An 18979-nucleotide genomic window follows, 5' to 3' on the forward strand; every position below is an offset into this window, starting at 1 on the left:
TTATGGCCAAGAAAGAAGAAACAATCAGCTTGATTGATACATTTTCGGAATTTAAGGAACTGAAGAATATTGATAGAACCACGATGGTAAGCGTGCTTGAAGAGTCGTTCCGTAGTGTGATCGCGAAAATGTTTGGCACTGATGAAAATTACGACGTAATTGTGAACCCGGATAAGGGTGACTTTGAAATATGGCGTAACCGTGAGGTAGTGGCAGACGAGGATTTGACTAACCCGAATATGCAAATTTCGTTGACTGAAGCACAAAAAATCGATGCTTCTTACGAAGTGGGTGAAGAAGTAACCGATGAAGTGATTTTCGCTAAGTTCGGTCGCCGTGCTATTTTGAATCTTCGTCAGACCCTGGCTTCTAAAATTCTTGAGCTTGAAAAGGACAGTATTTATAATAAATACATTGATAAAGTAGGTACTATCATCAACGCAGAAGTATACCAGATCTGGAAAAAAGAGATGTTGCTGCTTGACGATGAAGGAAACGAGTTATTGTTGCCGAAAACAGAGCAGATACCAAGCGATTTTTATCGTAAAGGAGAAACTGCCCGTGCAGTGGTGGCACGCGTGGACAACAAAAACAACAATCCGAAGATTATCCTCTCGCGTACTTCTCCGGTTTTCCTGCAGCGCTTGTTCGAGATGGAAGTACCTGAAATAAACGATGGCTTGATTACCATCAAAAAGATTGCCCGTATTCCCGGTGAACGTGCTAAGATTGCGGTAGAATCTTATGATGACAGAATTGATCCCGTAGGAGCCTGTGTAGGTGTAAAGGGAAGTCGTATTCATGGCATCGTACGTGAACTTCGCAATGAAAACATTGATGTGATTAATTATACATCAAATATTTCATTGTTTATCCAGCGTGCTTTAAGCCCGGCCAAAATCTCTTCTATTCGGTTGAATGAAGAAGAACGTAAAGCTGAGGTATTCCTGAAACCGGAAGAGGTATCGTTGGCTATTGGTAAAGGCGGTTTGAATATCAAACTGGCCAGTATGTTGACTGAGTACACTATCGACGTGTTCCGTGAGTTGGATGAAAACGCGCAGGATGAAGACATTTATCTGGATGAATTCAGAGATGAAATCGACGGATGGGTGATTGATGCTATTAAAGCAATTGGCATTGATACGGCTAAGTCCGTATTGACTGCACCTCGCGAAATGCTGATTGAAAAAACGGATCTGGAAGAAGAGACGGTGGACGAGGTATTACGCATTTTGAAATCGGAGTTTGAAGATAATGAATAATAGATCAATGCGATGATGTGCCGATATGCCAATAAACAGAAAGGGCGTATAGGAATTGGCACATTGGCATATTGAACGATTATCAAATTATTCTTTCTCCATTATTCTTTAAATTAAAGTATGACGATAAGGTTAAACAAAGTTACAAGAGATTTAAATGTAGGAATCGCGACGGTAGTTGAGTTCTTGCAAAAGAAGGGGTATACCGTTGAGGCAAACCCGAATACGAAAATTACCGAGGAGCAGTATGCAATGCTCGTGAAAGAGTTCAGCACAGATAAGAACCTTAGACTTGAATCGGAACGTTTCATTCAGGAACGTCAAAACAAAGATCGCAACAAGGCATCTGTTTCTATCGATGGTTATGATAAAAAAGAGCCGGAGAAAACTGTTGCTGATGATGTGATTAAGACGGTCATTCCGGAGGATGTACGTCCGAAGTTTAAACCTGTCGGAAAAATAGATTTAGATAAACTGAACCGGAGAACTGAAAAAGAGCCGGTGAAAGAAGAACCGAAACCACAACCTGTAGTAGCTACTGAAGAAAAGAAGGTGGCGGAAGAGGTTAAGCCTGTTGTCAACGAAGTGAAAAAAGAAGAAGTCGCTACGGCTCCTGTTGCTTCGGAATCGAAACCGGTGAAAGAAGAACCGAAACCGGTGGTGGTTGAAAAGCCTGCAGAAACAGAGAAGAAAGTGGTTGAGGAAGTCAAGAAAGAAGAACCCAAAGTCGTGGTATCTCCAGAAAAAACAGAGAAGAAAGAAGAGAAACCGGTAGCAGAAGCACCGGCTACTCCAGTAGAGAAGGAAGAGGAGGGCGTATTTAAGATTCGTCCGACTGAGTTTGTATCTAAGATTAATGTTATCGGACAGATTGACCTGGCTGCATTGAATCAGTCGACTCGTCCGAAGAAAAAATCGAAAGAAGAAAAACGGAAAGAGCGTGAAGAAAAGGAAAAACTTCGTCAGGATCAGAAGAAACAGATGAAGGAAGCCATCATCAAGGAAATCCGTAAAGAAGATAATAAACAAGCTAAAGTAGCCGGTAAAGAAAATCTTGATCCCAACGGTAAGAAGAAACGTAACCGCATCAACAACAATAAAGAAAAAGTAGATGTGAACAACGTTGCTTCTAACTTTGCGCACCCCACTCCAAACAGTGAGCGTACCAATAATAACCGTGGAGGAAATCAGCAAGGTGGTGGCGGACAAAACAGAAACCGTAACAACAATAATAAAGATCGCTTTAAGAAGCCTGTAGTGAAGCAGGAAGTGAGCGAAGAAGATGTAGCAAAGCAGGTAAAAGAAACTTTGGCTCGTCTGACAAGTAAAGGTAAGAACAAAGGAGCCAAATATCGCAAGGAGAAACGTGATTTGGTATCGAACCGTATGCAGGAACTGGAAGATCAGGAGATGGCAGAAAGCAAGGTACTGAAATTGACAGAATTCGTGACTGCCAATGAATTGGCCAGTATGATGAATGTATCTGTTAATCAGGTTATCGGAACTTGTATGAGTATAGGTATGATGGTTTCTATCAACCAGCGTCTGGATGCGGAAACAATCAATCTTGTTGCTGAAGAATTCGGATTTAAGACCGAATATGTCAGTGCGGAGGTAGCTCAGGCCATTGTTGAAGAGGAAGATGCTCCGGAAGATCTGGAACACCGTGCTCCGATTGTTACAGTAATGGGTCACGTAGACCACGGTAAAACTTCATTGCTTGACTATATCCGTAAGGCAAATGTAATTGCGGGTGAAGCCGGAGGTATCACACAGCATATCGGTGCATATCACGTTACATTGGAGGACGGGCGTAAGATTACATTCCTTGATACTCCGGGACACGAAGCGTTTACTGCAATGCGTGCCCGTGGTGCGAAGGTAACGGATATCGCGATTATTATCGTAGCTGCCGATGATGATGTAATGCCTCAAACTAAGGAAGCTATCAATCATGCTGCGGCTGCGGGTGTTCCTATAGTATTTGCTATTAATAAGATTGATAAACCCCATGCTAATCCGGAGAAAATTAAAGAGACACTGGCTCAGATGAATTATCTCGTAGAAGAGTGGGGGGGTAAATACCAGTCGCAGGATATTTCGGCCAAGAAAGGTCTTGGAGTACCCGAACTGATGGAGAAAGTCCTTTTGGAGGCAGAAATGCTCGATTTGAAGGCAAATCCGAACCGCAATGCTACGGGTTCAATTATTGAATCAACTCTGGACAAGGGACGTGGATATGTTGCTACTGTATTGGTTTCCAATGGTACGCTGAAGGTAGGTGATATTGTGCTTGCCGGAACAAGTTATGGCCGTGTAAAGGCTATGTTCAATGAACGTAATCAACGCGTAACACAAGCTGGACCTTCGGAACCGGTATTGATTCTCGGTTTAAATGGGGCTCCTGCCGCAGGTGATACATTCCATGTGATTGAGACTGATCAAGAGGCCCGTGAAATTGCCAATAAGCGTGAACAATTGCAGCGTGAACAGGGATTGCGTACTCAGAAGCTGTTGACTCTCGATGAAGTGGGACGTCGTATTGCTTTGGGTAACTTCCAGGAACTGAACGTAATTGTGAAAGGTGATGTGGACGGCTCTATCGAAGCATTGAGTGATTCGTTGATCAAGTTGTCTACCGAACAGATTCAGGTTAATGTGATCCACAAGGCTGTAGGTCAGATTTCAGAATCGGATGTGACATTGGCAGCTGCTTCAGATGCTATTATCATTGGATTCCAGGTGCGTCCGTCAGCTTCAGCGCGCAAGTTTGCCGAGCAGGAAGGAGTAGATATACGTTTGTATTCTGTAATTTACGCTGCTATCGAAGAGGTGAAGGCTGCTATGGAAGGTATGCTTGCTCCGGAAGTGAAAGAGGTGGTGACTGCTACTATCGAAGTGCGTGAGGTATTCCACATTACTAAGGTGGGTACTGTGGCCGGTGCCGTTGTGAAAGAAGGCAAGGTGAAACGTTCGGATAAGGCTCGTCTGATCCGTGATGGTATCGTAATCTTCTCAGGTTCTATTAATGCCTTGAAGCGCTTTAAAGATGATGTGAAGGAAGTAGGTACAAACTTTGAATGTGGTATCAGCCTTGTCAACTACAACGATTTGAAGGTAGGGGATATGATTGAAACTTACGAAGAAGTAGAAGTGAAGCAAACTTTATAATTCTCACGAAACTGAAAATATACGGAGGCACAGAGTGATTACAACTCCGTGTCTCCGTTTTCGTTTTACATAGAATGACTACCATAGATATTATCATACTGATTGCCCTTGGAGCCGGTGTTATTATCGGATTTATGAAAGGCTTTATCCGGCAGCTTGCCTCCATACTTGGATTGATTGTGGGGTTGCTGGCAGCAAAAGCTTTGTATACTTCACTGGCTGTAAAGCTATGTCCTACAGTGACAGATTCCATGACTGTGGCACAGATATTAGCATTTGTCATTATTTGGATAGCTGTACCATTAATCTTTACGTTAGTGGCTTCAGTGTTGACAAAGGCGATGGAGGCAGTTTCGCTTGGCTGGCTGAATCGTTTGCTTGGAGCCGGACTTGGAGCCTTGAAATATCTTTTACTGGTGAGTCTGGTTGTCTGTGTCATTCAATTCATAGATACAGATAGCCAGTTGATTAGTCAAACAAAGAAGGAGGAATCCTTGTTATATTATCCTATGGAAAGGTTTGCGGGAATGTTCTTTCCCGCAGCAAAAGAGGTTACACAACAATATATACTCAAATAAAAATGATGCAACAAGAAGAACCCAATAAATATGTAAAAGAACTCACGCAGGAGAAGTACAAATATGGCTTCACTACGGAGGTACATACAGATATCATAGAGAAGGGACTCAATGAAGACGTAGTGCGGCTTATCTCGTCTAAAAAGAACGAGCCGGACTGGTTGTTGGAATTCCGTCTGAAAGCCTATCGTCATTGGCTGACACTGGAGATGCCTACCTGGGCACACTTGCGTATACCTGAGATTGACTATCAGGCCATTTCGTATTATGCCGACCCTACAAAGAAGAAAGAAGGTCCGAAGAGTATGGATGAAGTTGATCCGGAACTAATAAAGACATTCAATAAACTGGGTATTCCTTTGGAAGAGCAAATGGCACTGAGCGGTATGGCTGTGGATGCAGTGATGGATTCAGTATCTGTGAAAACGACCTTTAAGGAAACACTGATGGAGAAAGGTATTATCTTTTGCTCGTTCAGTGAAGCAGTGCGTGAACATCCCGACCTGGTGAAGAAGTATCTTGGATCTGTAGTAGGTTATCGGGATAACTTTTTTGCAGCATTAAATTCCGCGGTATTTTCAGACGGTTCTTTCGTTTATATTCCTAAAGGGGTACGTTGTCCGATGGAACTTTCCACATACTTCCGTATCAACGCAGCCAATACCGGGCAGTTCGAACGTACATTAATCGTAGCAGATGACGATAGCTATGTTTCCTATCTGGAAGGTTGTACCGCACCAATGCGGGACGAGAATCAATTACATGCCGCTATTGTCGAGATTGTGGTACACGATCGTGCAGAAGTAAAATACAGTACCGTTCAGAATTGGTATCCGGGTGATGCCGAAGGTAAAGGTGGAGTATACAATTTTGTGACGAAACGTGGTAATTGTAAAGGAGTAGATAGCAAACTCTCGTGGACTCAGGTTGAGACGGGATCAGCCATTACCTGGAAATACCCTTCTTGCATTCTCTCAGGTGATAATTCTACCGCTGAATTTTATTCGGTAGCAGTGACAAACAATTACCAACAGGCAGATACAGGAACTAAAATGATTCATTTAGGTAAGAATACCCGTAGTACGATTGTCAGTAAAGGTATATCTGCCGGAAAAAGTGAGAACTCTTACCGTGGGCTGGTTCGTGTAGCCGAAAAGGCGGATAATGCCCGTAATTATAGCCAGTGTGATTCATTGTTGCTGGGTGATAAGTGTGGCGCACATACTTTCCCCTACATGGATATCCATAACGAAACAGCAGTTGTTGAACATGAAGCAACTACCAGTAAGATTAGTGAAGATCAGATATTCTATTGTAATCAGCGTGGCATTTCCACTGAAGATGCCATTGGGCTGATTGTAAACGGCTATGCAAAGGAGGTACTTAATAAACTTCCGATGGAATTTGCTGTAGAAGCTCAGAAGTTGCTTACGATCTCTCTTGAAGGTAGTGTAGGATAATGGGGTGCAAACGAATTGGTTGGTTATTGATATTCCTGCTTTATGTAGGTATAGCGTTTGCACAGAATCTGGATGATCAGGAGAGAAGATGGGCAATCAGTGGCTCTTGGGGAGGAGACTGGCCGATAGTAACAAAGAACACACTTTCGGGAAAAGCTGTTTCTACAGGCCATATACATACTTTATTGCTGGAGTATTATATCCCTTATACCCGTTTCTCTTTGAAGGGCGGTTATACAGGTGAAGAGATAAAACTGAATCCCGGTATTTCTGCCTCACTGAGCAATTTGGAAGTGGGAGGGCGATACTATTTCCTGCCACAACGTTTTGTGATTCAGCCTTACGGGGGACTCTCCACAGCATGGAATCTGTCTCCACGTCGACAATACGGCATAACCAGTGGCAGTTACTACGATCCTTCAAGGCAGGAATTTCGTAAAGACTACGATTGCCGATATCAGGTAAAAGAACCGCTATTCACTATCTCTCCGGTGATAGGGGCCGATATATATTTTCTTTCGTGTCTTGCTTTCACCCTGGAGTATAATTTCCGGATGGGCATTGCCGGAAGAATGAATGGAGAAGTAGAGAAGACTAATTCCCGGGGGACCGGGATAGTGCGTAGTAGCGGGATGCGTCAGACATTAAGCGTAGGAGTGAAAGTGAATTTTCCTTTTACTATTACGCAGACAGACGGCAATTCCATACTGCAATTGTTGGACGAAGTTATTTTTGGAGAAGAATAGATAATGAAATAATTGATAAGATCATGTTAGAGATAAAAGACCTGCATGCCAGCATTAACGGCAAAGAGATATTGAAAGGCATCAACTTGACGGTGAATCCGGGCGAAGTACATGCCATTATGGGACCCAATGGTTCAGGTAAGAGTACGCTTTCTTCTGTTCTGGTAGGTAATCCTGCTTTTGAAGTGACGAAAGGGAGTATTACATTCTACGGTAAGAACCTTTTGGAATTAAGTCCTGAAGACCGTAGCCACGAAGGTATCTTCCTTAGTTTTCAGTATCCGGTAGAGATTCCGGGTGTGAGCATGGTTAACTTTATGCGTGCTGCTGTCAATGAACAGCGTAAATACAAAGGTTTGCCTGCTCTGACAGCCAGTGAGTTCCTGAAGCTGATGCGTGAAAAGCGTGCAGTAGTTGAGTTGGATAACAAATTGGCAAACCGCTCGGTAAATGAAGGCTTCTCGGGTGGAGAGAAAAAACGTAACGAGATTTTCCAGATGGCTATGCTCGAACCCCGTCTTAGCATTCTGGACGAGACGGACTCCGGACTCGATATCGATGCGCTTCGTATTGTAGCCGAAGGAGTAAACAAATTGAAGACACCCGATACCAGTTGTATTGTCATCACTCACTACCAGCGTTTGTTGGATTACATAAAGCCGGATATCGTACATGTGCTCTATAAGGGACGTATTGTGAAGACAGCAGGTCCGGAGCTCGCTCTTGAGCTGGAAGAAAAAGGATACGATTGGATTAAGAAGGAATTAGGAGAATGAGTGTGATTATGAATGTAGAACAGCAATACATAGATCTTTTTGCTCAGTGTGAAGCGATGATCTGTCGTCATAGTGCCGAGCCCATGAATGCTCCCCGGGCGGCAGCTTTTGCTGATTTCGAGCGTCAGGGATTTCCTACGCGGAAGCAGGAAAAGTATAAATACACGGATGTCAGTAAATTCTTCGAGCCGGATTACGGCTTGAACCTGAATCGTCTACCCATTCCGGTGAATCCTTATGAGGTGTTTAAATGCGATGTTCCGAATATGAGTACCTCATTATTTTTTGTGGTGAACGATGCATTCTACAATCAGGCACTTCCTAAGTCCGGATTACCTGAGGGAGTTATTTTCGGCGGTCTGAGAGAAATGGCTGAACAATATCCGGAACTTGTAAAAAAGTATTATGGTAAGTTGGCAGATACTTCGAAGGATGCAGTAACGGCCTTTAATACAGCTTTTACTCAAGACGGAGTACTGATGTATGTCCCGAAGAATGTGGTTGTTGATAAACCCATCCAGTTGGTTAATATACTTCGTGCAGATGTCAATTTCATGGTAAACCGACGTGTGCTGATTATCCTTGAAGAGGGAGCTCAGGCTCGTTTGCTGGTTTGTGATCATGCCATGGATAATGTGAACTTTCTGGCAACGCAAGTCATTGAAGTGTTTGCGGAAGAAAATTCTGTTTTCGATCTTTACGAACTGGAAGAGACCCATACCAGCACAGTGCGTTTCAGCAATCTGTATGTGAAGCAGGGAGCGAATAGCAATGTACTGCTCAATGGGATGACACTTCACAACGGGACAACCCGTAATACGACAGAGGTTACCCTTGCCGGTGAAGGTGCCGAGATTAATCTTTGTGGCATGGCCATTGCCGATAAGAACCAACATGTGGACAATAATACTTCGATAGATCATGCTGTGCCGAATTGTACCAGTAATGAATTATTCAAGTATGTACTTGATGATCAGTCAGTGGGTGCCTTTGCCGGATTGGTACTTGTACGTCCGGATGCACAACATACCAGTTCTCAGCAGACAAACCGTAACCTCTGTGCCACTCGTGATGCCCGTATGTATACTCAGCCACAATTGGAGATATATGCCGACGATGTAAAATGCTCCCATGGAGCTACAGTAGGTCAATTGGACGAAAGTGCTCTCTTCTACATGCGTGCTCGTGGTATTGCAGAGAAGGAAGCCCGTTTGCTGTTGATGTTTGCTTTTGTCAACGAGGTGATTGATACCATTCGTTTGGAGGCATTGAAAGATCGCCTGCATTTGTTGGTTGAAAAACGTTTCCGTGGTGAACTGAATAAGTGCCAGGGGTGTTCTATTTGCAAATAATCAGTGATAAAATGAATATTCAGAAGATACGTGAAGACTTTCCCATACTCGGCCGTACGGTATATGGCAAGCCTTTGGTTTATTTAGATAACGGAGCGACTACTCAGAAGCCGCGCTTGGTGATTGACTCGATTGTAGATGAATATTACTCGGTCAATGCGAATGTACACCGTGGGGTTCATTTCCTGTCTCAACAGGCAACAGAACTGCATGAGGCCTCACGTGAGACTGTGCGTCAGTTCATTAATGCACGTAGTACTCGTGAAGTCATTTTCACTCGCGGCACTACAGAGAGCATTAATTTAATTGTTTCCAGTTTTGGTGAAGAGTTCATGCAAGAGGGGGATGAAGTGATTATTTCAGTGATGGAACACCACAGTAACATCGTACCTTGGCAGTTGCTGGCAGCCCGTAAAGGGATTGCGATTAAAGTCATTCCGATGAATGATAAAGGTGAGCTGTTACTTGATGAATATGAAAAGCTTTTTTCTGAGCGTACTAAGATCGTCAGTGTAACTCAAGTATCCAATGTATTGGGAACAATCAATCCGGTAAAAGAGATGATTGCCACAGCACATGCCCATGGAGTACCTGTCATGATAGACGGTGCCCAGTCCATTCCTCATATGAAGGTGGATGTACAGGAACTGGATGCTGATTTTTTTGTTTTTTCGGGTCATAAGGTATATGGACCGACCGGAATCGGTGTCCTGTATGGAAAGGAAGATTGGCTTGAGCGTCTTCCGCCTTATCAGGGTGGGGGAGAGATGATTCAGTCCGTTTCTTTTGAGAAAACCGTTTTTGGTGAATTGCCTTTTAAGTTTGAGGCTGGAACTCCCGATTATATTGCTACTACCGGACTTGCCAAGGCTTTGGATTATGTCACAGGCATTGGTTTAGATCATATAGCTGACCACGAACATGAGCTTACCATCTATGCTATGCAGCGATTGAAAGAGATCCCGGGTATGCGTATCTTTGGTGAGGCAGCACATAAAAGTAGCGTAGTTTCTTTCTTGGTAGGTGACATACATCATCTGGATATGGGGACTCTGCTCGATCGGCTGGGTATTGCCGTTCGTACCGGTCATCATTGTGCAGAACCATTAATGCACCGTTTGGGTATTGAAGGTACAGTTCGTGCATCTTTTGCTATGTACAATACAAAAGAAGAAATTGATGACCTTGTAGCCGGCATCGAGCGGGTTAGTAAGATGTTCTAAGCCAGTGTGTGTATTCTGACAAATATTAAAGTGTCGTGAAAGTAATGGGTTTTCACGACACTTTTTTTATAATATCCGAGTGTTGAAATTATATTGATAAAAGGCGAGTCTTCGAGTATATCATTAGATGTTAAGTGGATAAAGTTTCATTTCCGAATGTAGCTTTTGAGAATATACAAATAATAAATAGCCGGTTCCTTGTAACTTTTCGCCTCTTTTTGCGTCTAATAATAATATAAACCTTATAAACAGAAAAGAATATGTTATTAGCAACCACTCCGATAATCGAAGGAAAACGAATAACCACTTATTATGGCATTGTGTCTGGAGAAACTATTATAGGTGCCAATGTCTTCCGTGACTTTTTTGCCAGTATTCGTGATATAGTAGGCGGACGCTCCGGTTCATACGAAGAAGTGCTTCGTGAGGCAAAAGATACTGCTCTGAAAGAAATGTCTGAACAGGCTCGCCAAATGGGCGCTAATGCTGTGATCGGAGTTGATTTGGATTACGAAACAGTTGGGGGAAGTGGTAGTATGTTGATGGTAACTGCCAGCGGGACAGCTGTATTTTTGGAATGAAAATATAATTATATGTCTATGATAATGGCGAGCTTTTCTGAAAAGCTCGCCATTATTTTCATTATAGTTTTATATTTTTATCTTTCTATTGAACGATAAGGTTGAGATGAAGCTCTCATATGATAAAATACAAACTGTTTCGATCTTAGTTTATTTTAAATAAGCTTGCTTTATTTCGTTAGAATAATTGTGATAAATCGTTTTAGCTATCTCTATTTCTTTCTTGATAGGTACTGCAGGAAACTCCTCCTGACTTTCGACCCAATCGGTTTCCATCGTGAAGAAGTCAATTTCTTTTGGATTTTTTCCTTTTAACTTAGCACGAAGATAATTGAAGTATGCTTTCCAGCGTGGAGCATATAAAGTACTCAATATCCCGTTCCATTCTTTGTGAGCATATTCATGTAGGCTTGAATTTACAGAAGCCCAAGTTGTAATCTGACGTTTTGCATTATTTATAAACATCCTTTTTTCCATCGGATCCGCACCACATGCATCTGCTTGTCTTATGAATTCTCCTAATAGGAATTCTTTGCGTGTACTTAATAGCAAATCTTGGTCAGAAATCATTTGAAGAAATTTTGAGGTGTAAAAATCAAACTTTTCTGTATTTTTTTCATAGTAAGCGTCTGCTATGCATTTATGAATATATTTTCCATAATCAGCTAACACTTGGCGAGTAACATCTACCACGTCATAACGGTACGTGTCGATTTCTTTTAACTCATTCTCTGCTTTTAACAGATGTTCCAGTGCTTGGAGGACGTTTATAGGTTGATAGTACAGATGGGCTGTTCCCCAAGATGATGTGCGATCTATTTTTAATGATGGACGGGCACAAAAATAGGACTCTTGTGGACCATCTGCTGCCCATGGACAATTGTATACAGAAGTTGATAATTGCTGCATGGCTGCTTTTGAGTTATTGTTTGAAGAGCCATATCGATAGGTTGTATAATTGGCTATCCAATTTTTTACGTCTATACTATCCGTCCTCCAGGCCATATCGTATACCATATCATAATCAATCGGGTTTGTTCCGATACCCTCTGGAGTAGTTCCTACTCCACATACGTATTTACCTTTGGGATGATGTTCGGCTTTTATAACTCCTGTAGCATAGCTATGGAGCTTTCCATACATTCCAATGCGTCCGCCAAAATTAGGTAAAGCACACCAGATCCAGTTATGATCCAGGTAGCCGCCTTCTCTATGGGATTGTGATGAAGGCTCACCTCCCCATTGGGGACGGGCGCATGACATTAGGTCGAGTATTAACGCTTCGCCATGTTTAAGCCCCTTTAATAATGCATACGAAGGATTTGCGCCCCAACCTTGGAGCACCCATATAGCATCTGGATTGTTGGCTTTCATTGCTTTATATATATCAGAGGCTGCCTCTGTTATATTAATCCCCTCTGAGTTGCCTCCTTCATGAAAAGGGTCTCCACCGTAGTAGCGGGACTTTCCAAATAGTTTCTCTTGTTCTTCATAGAATATTTGCGCAACTTTGGTAAATAGAGGATCTGAAGGAACTAAGAATGCTGGACGCTGGTAGGTGATCCATTTACCTGCATCGCGTATGTCTGCATTTGGAAATTTTGTGATCATACTGTTGGGTACCATGCCATAGAAACCTTGTAGCACAGGTTCCATACCGTATTCTCTCATTCGGTCTAACATCTTTTTTTGAAGTTTGGTTTGCCGCTCAATGAATTGTTGTGAAACTGGACCGCCAAATTTTTCAAGATTTCCCATTAACCACCATGCTTCGTAACCGGCTCCTGGTAAAAAGTCCAATATTTCTTTCTCTGAGTACCCTAAGCGTCGAAGTGTGTTTTGCCAGACCGCATACTGTCCAATAACTGCTACTAATGGCATATTGATGCCTTGCATAGCCATACGGTCTATTTCATCTTCCCATTGTGTCCAGTTCCAAAAAGCCATAGAGTAACTATATGTGCAATAATTCAAATAATATCTTAATGGCAACGTAGCATTTACATGTATTTTTTCTTTTATTATGGGCAAAGAAGATGTATATGATAGATTATGTCCCGTCCAACTTGTAGTGCTGTGCAGATAATAACGCATATAATGGTTTAGTCCACGGGCCATGGAAATGCCGTTATTCCCTCGAATAATTAACTTTTTGCCTTTGGTCTCTAACTCAAAGAAGTCGGTTTCGTTTACAACTCTTTCAAAGACGATGTTTTTTGCTTGGTTAGGTACCATTTTGTTAGCAAGACGTTGTAAGTTACTCTCTTTTGCGTGTATTATAGTGGTACAGAGACAGGATATAAATAGTATAAAAAACGTTGTGTTTTTACTTTTTATGTACGACATCATAAACTATTTTGTTTTTAAAATTTTAAAAAAAAGAGGGTGAATCAATTTATATTAAACCCATTCACCCTCTATTATATAATTACTCTATCGAAAACATTTTATTTACCATCCTGGATTCTGAATCAGATTCGGATTGATGTCAATGTAATCCTGTTTGATAGGATATAAATATTGCTTTTGGGTAAAGATTAACGGTCGTTCAGGCAAAACTCTTGCTGTATAGAACTCTTCTGCTGTTGCACCGGCTGAATTCAAGCCTCTCATACCATTAGCGTCTTTCGCAAAGAACCTCTCAGCTTCTTTCCAACGTTTCAGGTCATATAACCAATGTCCTTCAAAGATTAATTCGTTCATTCTTTCACGGCGTACCACTTTTACTAATGCGTCACCGGTTGGATTGCCAAAAGACTCGGCAAGTGTCGGTAAGCCTGCTTTTTCGCGAATGGCATTAAAGTAACGGGTTGCGTCAGCATCCAGTGTTCCGTTATATTCAGCGCATGCTTCTGCATAGTTGAGATATAATTCTCCTAAACGGATAATAGGGAAAGGATATGTGTCAATAGTGAATGTTCCTGAATTTAAAGCTTGGTCAGAAGGGCAGACGCCTTTCTTTAAAGCGTATCCGCCATAGAGGTGGTCAGCATTCAAGTCGGCTTGCGCTACACCGTTTTGTTCTCCAAAGCGAAGTTTCAAGGTTACGGTATCACTATTTATTTCGTATGGACCACGGTCGTATCCTACAAAGGCGTAAAAACGAGGTTCACGTTTACGGTGCAGATAAATTGTGGAGTCATTAGGCATGATCTTCATGCGGTCTTCCCATTTATAGCTCGGATCTTGGTCACATGGAATCCCGTTTTCGGAATAGAAAAATTCCACAGCCTCTAAAGAAGGACCGATACCGCCAATGGGAGCCTGACCTCGTGGACAAAATCCTTTAGGGATAACCAGCACCTGAAAAAAGTTCTGATTAGTAGCATCTTCTTTTACGCCACTGTATCCCCAGATAAGTTCTTTATTCCATGGATCTACCATTGTATAGCGTTGATTAGCTACAGCCTGATCAAATTTGCTAAGTGGTCTACTGCTTGCATATCGGTATAATTCATTACCAGCTTGCTCGGCTAAAGTGATTGCTTTTTTAGTCTCATCCATCGCAGTCTTCCATTTAGCTTTGTCATATGTCTGATTGATAAATGGGGTTCCGTTTTGATCTTTAAAATCTGAGTAGAATTCACTATTGCCATTGTATAATGGGCTAGCTGCAAATAGATACATTCTTGCTTTTAATGCTTGGGCAACAACTTTGGTAGCACGTCCAAGGTCACTACTGGGAACAGTTAAAGGTAAATCTGCAATTGCTTTATCAAACATTCCTCCAATTGTCGTGACACATTCGTCGTATGGTTTACGGGGACGGAAAAATGTTTCTCCTTCTCCGTCCAATGGAATGTCTGAATCGACAATCACTACCGGACCGTAGTTTTGTAGCAGTACCGAGTGGAAATAGGCTATCAGGAAGTTGGTTTCTGCAAGCCATACTTTCTTTTTAGCTTCGTATTCAGCGGCCGAGATCGTCATAGGAACTACCTTGTCGATATTACTTTGAAATATATAGCATTGTTTGATGCCTTTATAACACTGTTGCCAAATATCCAGAACCGGATTACTGGAACTATATTGTAGCTGCTGCATCTGCAAAAAAGAGAACCACTGTAATCCCCAGTGTTTGGAACAAACTGTTTCGTTTGACATCAGCCAACCGAAATTAGTGCGGCAGTTGTTATATTGAGGGATAAAAGAGTAACAAGAATAAATGAAATTCTCTGCTGTTGTTTCGTTTTTAAAAGCGTCTTCCAATGTGGCGGTATCATCTGGCACTATATCCAAATAGTCACAGCTATGGAAGAGAACTGCAGTAAAGAGTGTAAGAATAAATATTAACTTTTTCATATAGACTCATTTAAAATGTTAATTGTAAACCGATTGTTGCAACACGTAAGTTTGGATAAGTTAGTCCTTTTCCTCCACCAAGTTCCGGATCCCAGTGCTTGAATGGAGAGAAGGTTAACAAGTTCTGGCCTGATATAAAGAGGCGCGCTACTTTGTAGGTATAACCTATTTCTACATTTTTCAGACGCAAGAAAGCGGCACTTCTTAACCAGTAGGTCGAATTCATAAAGTTATTATGTGAGTCGAGATTGCTGATTAAACGAGGATATTCTGCGTTTGGATTAGGATTCTCTTCTGTCCAATAATCTTTTGCTATAAAATCGAGCAAGGTTGTCTGGTCGGATGTAAACGGATGAATGTTTTGCATCATTAGGCTTGTTTTGGCGACTCCTTGAAAGAAGACAGAGAAGTCAAAGCTTTTGTATTGTACAGAGCCTCCGAAACCGTATACAATTTGAGGGACCGTTGGATCACCTATTTCAGTCATGTCATTGCTGTCGATTTTCCCGTCTCCATTTAAATCTTTGTATTTAATGTCTCCTGGTTTCAGGTTCGGAGAGAAAGTCTGTTCCGGGCTATTCTCAACATCTGCTTCATCTTTAAATAATCCCATTGCTATCAATCCGGTATAACGATTCAGCGGTTTGCCGATTTCGGAACGGTAGGCTTCTTCTTCCGGATAGCTGGGTTCGTCTGCTTCAAGAAGTGTGTTCTTTGCGTATGTAAAGCTACCTTTTAATGATACAATCAGATCTCTGGAGAAAGCTTTATTATACTCAATATTTAGGTCGACACCTTGATTTTTCACTTTCCCTAAGTTAGCGTATGGGCGTAAATCCCCCGTAATGCCTGATTCTGCCGGTACGATGTTTCTGCGCATAAAAATGTCTTTACGGGTTTCTGTAAACCAGTCAAAAGTGATATTTAATGAATTGAATAAATTCAACTCAACTCCCATATCGGCTTTTATACCGGTTTCCCAGCGTGCGCCAGCTGCACCGTATCTTGTGATTATGGCACCTGTTCCTGTGTTCTGCCAGTTGTTGCCGAATGTATAGGAGGCTCCGGACAGATTTACGTAGGTCAGATAAGGGAAACGAGAATCGGTTGACGAGTTACCTACTTTTCCATAAGAACCTCTGATTTTCAGATTAGAAATGACTTTTCTCAGCGGAGTGAAAAAGTTTTCGTTAGAAATATTGTATCCGATAGCTACTGAGGGGAAGAAACCGAAACGCTTGCCTTCTCCAAAATTCTCACTACCGTTATATCCAAAGTTGGCTTCAATCATGTATCTGTCATCATACCCATAAGTAACACGCCCTGCGATACCTTGGTTACGTACCGGTAGAGTGGCGTAAAAGTCTGCTGGTGCATTCTGGTTGTAATCTCTTTGCAGATAGACTAACATTGCTCCAACATTGTGTTTGTCTGCAAAGGTCTGTGCGTAGTCCAATGAAAGTTGATAGTTAAGTAAACGGTCGCCTCCATTAGATGTGCTTGTGGAAAGAGCTTTACTACCTTTTGTGATAGCCTCGTAAGTATAGGTGTATTCACCGTTGGCTCCTTGTTCGTAGTCTTTGATTCCGTAAAAATAGGGGTCGAAAGAACGTACTACGTTGGTTGTAGCCCAGTTTTTGAAAGATATCAATCCTTTGGCTTTTAATCCTGGAACAATGAATTTGAGGTCTTGTTCAAGATCAAGGCTTGCGATCATAGTGGATTCGTTTTTTTCGGAATAGCCTCTAACCATTTCAGCATATGGGTTACGGTATCTACCAGAAACCGGTCCACCATTGCGATTACCAAACAGGATATAGTCTTCGCCATTTTGTGCGGGAAGTACCGGAGCAAACATAACGGGAGGGGCTTCGAAAATGCCCTGATAGATTGCGTCAGTTCCAGCGGCAGAACCTGAGTAATCCAGTACCTGTGCGTTTAGTCGCACATTAGCCTTAGTGGTTGATGTCAAATTGACACCCACATTTGCTTGTAAAGATAAACGTAGCTGATTGATGTTGTTGTCAAAGTTGTTTTTGGAGTCTTTCTTTAGCATACCGTTATCATTGTTTAGTGTACCGCTAAGGAAATAAGTGACACGTTTACCACCACCGGTAACATTTACATTGGCAGATTGAGTAGTGGTGAAATCTTTAAATAGATAATTCTCCCAATCTACATTCGGATAAATGTATGGATTTAGTTGCTTACGTGTCCCTTCAATAACCTCCTCAGAATAATAAGGTTGCGCATTCGGAGTACGGTTTAGTACTGCATCGTTTCTTGCAATCATATAGTCTATACCATCTGCTACTTTTACGGTTTTGGTAGGCTGTGTAAAAGAATTTTGCACACGGATGTTGATTCGTGCCTTTTCCATGTCTTTACCATTTCTGGTTGTAATCAACATAACTCCATTGGCACCGCGTGCACCGTATAATGCCGTGGCTGTTGCATCTTTTAGAATTGAGAATCCTTCAATTACTTCTGGAGAAAGGGCATTCAGATCACCGATAGATACTTCTACATTATCAATAAAAACGAGTGGAGATGTGTTGCTGGCGAAGGTTGAAATACCACGTATCCAGAAATTTGCTCCATCGGCACCCGGTTCGCCACCACGCTGCACTGCTACTACACCAGCGATACGTCCGGCAAATGAATTACTTAGTGTACTTGATGGTGAACGGAGTTCACTGGCTTTTACCGTTTGCACAGCTCCTACTACACTCGCTTTCTTTTGGGCGCCAAATCCGACGACGACCACTTCGTCGAGTTGCTTAGCATCTGGAGCTATTTTTAAAATGACGTTTGTTTTGCCGTTTAAAGGAAATTCCGTAGGGGTATATCCGATAAAACTGGCTACCAAGACCGTATTAGCTGGGACTGTGAGAGTAAAGTTACCCTCTATATCCGTCATTGTGCCTTTGGTCTTATCACCTTTCACCACAACATTAGCTCCAGGAACTCCTTCACCATTTTCGTCAAGAACTTTTCCAGTAACTTTTATTTCCTTTTTCTCTTGCTGCGGTGCTTCTGCCGCAACTTTGGTGACTGTGATCTGACGGTCGTTAATGTTATACTTCAATCCTGCTTCTTTAGATAAAATATTCAGAATCGACTCCACGTCCTGTTTATCTATCGAAATGGATACTTTTTTCTGTAGTACAGGTAAGAGATCTTTTGAGTACAAAACAACAAATTCACTGTTTTTCTCAATGTATTCCAACACTTCTTTTACAGTTTTATTACTTGTGTGAAGCGTGAAAACAGTTTGCTGGGCATAAGTCTTTGCAGCATAAATCGGAGTAGTGATACTCGGTATAAGTAAAAAAATACTAATTAATAAAAAAAAGGACGTAATCCTCCCTGCCTTATGACAAGGAATTGCTTTCTTTTTCATACATTTACATTGATTTTAGTTAATCATTAAAGTTTGTGATTTAATAAAAAGTCATTAGAGTCGGATAATATGGGCGTATTATCCGATTTTCTTTTTTTATCCGCTTTCTTTCTACATAATGG

The 18979-nt window shown here is 41.8% G+C and carries 12 protein-coding genes; 9 read left to right on the forward strand and 3 right to left on the reverse strand.

Annotation, left to right across the window (positions count from 1 at the left end; genetic code table 11):
* The first annotated feature begins 2 nt into the window (after nt 1-2).
* From nusA to R3O62_RS05755, 9 genes are all read left to right on the forward strand, one after another.
* Entirely contained in the window at nt 3-1265 is a 1263-nt protein-coding gene (gene nusA, locus R3O62_RS05715; protein WP_005812181.1) for a transcription termination factor NusA, read from the forward strand.
* Nucleotides 1266-1385: 120 nt separating this feature from the next.
* Nucleotides 1386-4436 carry a translation initiation factor IF-2 gene (infB, locus tag R3O62_RS05720; protein ID WP_005779343.1) on the forward strand — a complete coding sequence of 1017 codons (3051 nt, stop codon included), beginning with the start codon at nt 1386-1388 and terminating at the stop codon, nt 4434-4436.
* 74 nt (nt 4437-4510) lie between these two features.
* A complete protein-coding gene (locus R3O62_RS05725) occupies nt 4511-5014 on the forward strand; it encodes a CvpA family protein (RefSeq protein ID WP_005812179.1) in 504 nt (167 codons plus the stop codon).
* A 5-nt stretch (nt 5015-5019) separates the two neighbouring features.
* Nucleotides 5020-6474, forward strand: a complete 1455-nt coding sequence (gene sufB, locus R3O62_RS05730) for a Fe-S cluster assembly protein SufB (RefSeq protein ID WP_005779339.1) — start codon at nt 5020-5022, stop codon at nt 6472-6474.
* On the forward strand, nt 6474-7220 hold the full coding sequence (locus tag R3O62_RS05735; RefSeq protein ID WP_005812177.1) for a hypothetical protein: 747 nt from the start codon (nt 6474-6476) through the stop codon (nt 7218-7220). The genes sufB and R3O62_RS05735 overlap by 1 nt, the downstream gene beginning before the upstream one ends.
* Nucleotides 7221-7243: 23 nt before the next feature.
* Entirely contained in the window at nt 7244-7996 is a 753-nt protein-coding gene (gene sufC / locus R3O62_RS05740; protein ID WP_005779335.1) for a Fe-S cluster assembly ATPase SufC, read from the forward strand.
* A gap of 8 nt (nt 7997-8004) precedes the next feature.
* Nucleotides 8005-9348 (forward strand): Fe-S cluster assembly protein SufD, encoded by a 1344-nt coding sequence (gene sufD / locus R3O62_RS05745; RefSeq protein ID WP_032531120.1) that lies wholly within the window; start codon nt 8005-8007, stop codon nt 9346-9348.
* An 11-nt stretch (nt 9349-9359) separates the two neighbouring features.
* On the forward strand, nt 9360-10571 hold the full coding sequence (locus R3O62_RS05750; RefSeq protein ID WP_005779330.1) for a cysteine desulfurase: 1212 nt from the start codon (nt 9360-9362) through the stop codon (nt 10569-10571).
* A gap of 260 nt (nt 10572-10831) precedes the next feature.
* Complete coding sequence (locus R3O62_RS05755) at nt 10832-11152, forward strand: heavy metal-binding domain-containing protein (protein ID WP_005779329.1); 321 nt, start codon at nt 10832-10834, stop codon at nt 11150-11152.
* 150 nt (nt 11153-11302) lie between these two features.
* Here the strand turns inward: R3O62_RS05755 and R3O62_RS05760 are convergent, their stop codons facing one another.
* From R3O62_RS05760 to R3O62_RS05770, 3 genes are all read right to left on the reverse strand, one after another.
* Nucleotides 11303-13501 carry an alpha-N-acetylglucosaminidase gene (locus R3O62_RS05760; RefSeq protein WP_032531034.1) on the reverse strand — a complete coding sequence of 733 codons (2199 nt, stop codon included), beginning with the start codon at nt 13499-13501 and terminating at the stop codon, nt 11303-11305.
* Nucleotides 13502-13603: 102 nt separating this feature from the next.
* Nucleotides 13604-15391, reverse strand: a complete 1788-nt coding sequence (locus tag R3O62_RS05765; RefSeq protein WP_413958303.1) for a RagB/SusD family nutrient uptake outer membrane protein — start codon at nt 15389-15391, stop codon at nt 13604-13606.
* 73 nt (nt 15392-15464) lie between these two features.
* The gene (locus R3O62_RS05770; protein WP_032531036.1) at nt 15465-18857 is read right to left on the reverse strand and encodes a SusC/RagA family TonB-linked outer membrane protein; all 3393 of its coding nucleotides are present in this window, start codon (nt 18855-18857) and stop codon (nt 15465-15467) included.
* Nucleotides 18858-18979 lie beyond the last annotated feature (122 nt).

Origin of the sequence: Bacteroides hominis, from assembly GCF_033042785.2 — a bacterium.
In the GTDB taxonomy this organism is placed as follows: domain Bacteria; phylum Bacteroidota; class Bacteroidia; order Bacteroidales; family Bacteroidaceae; genus Bacteroides; species Bacteroides hominis.

Coding starts and splice junctions, on each gene's coding strand:
- R3O62_RS05725 (WP_005812179.1), top strand. CDS start 4,511: ATGACTACCATAGATATTATCATACTGATTGCCCTTGGAGCCGGTGTT.
- sufB (WP_005779339.1), top strand. CDS start 5,020: ATGCAACAAGAAGAACCCAATAAATATGTAAAAGAACTCACGCAGGAG.
- sufD (WP_032531120.1), top strand. CDS start 8,005: ATGAATGTAGAACAGCAATACATAGATCTTTTTGCTCAGTGTGAAGCG.
- sufC (WP_005779335.1), top strand. CDS start 7,244: ATGTTAGAGATAAAAGACCTGCATGCCAGCATTAACGGCAAAGAGATA.
- infB (WP_005779343.1), top strand. CDS start 1,386: ATGACGATAAGGTTAAACAAAGTTACAAGAGATTTAAATGTAGGAATC.
- R3O62_RS05735 (WP_005812177.1), top strand. CDS start 6,474: ATGGGGTGCAAACGAATTGGTTGGTTATTGATATTCCTGCTTTATGTA.
- R3O62_RS05760 (WP_032531034.1), bottom strand. CDS start 13,501: ATGATGTCGTACATAAAAAGTAAAAACACAACGTTTTTTATACTATTT.
- R3O62_RS05755 (WP_005779329.1), top strand. CDS start 10,832: ATGTTATTAGCAACCACTCCGATAATCGAAGGAAAACGAATAACCACT.
- R3O62_RS05750 (WP_005779330.1), top strand. CDS start 9,360: ATGAATATTCAGAAGATACGTGAAGACTTTCCCATACTCGGCCGTACG.
- nusA (WP_005812181.1), top strand. CDS start 3: ATGGCCAAGAAAGAAGAAACAATCAGCTTGATTGATACATTTTCGGAA.
- R3O62_RS05770 (WP_032531036.1), bottom strand. CDS start 18,857: ATGAAAAAGAAAGCAATTCCTTGTCATAAGGCAGGGAGGATTACGTCC.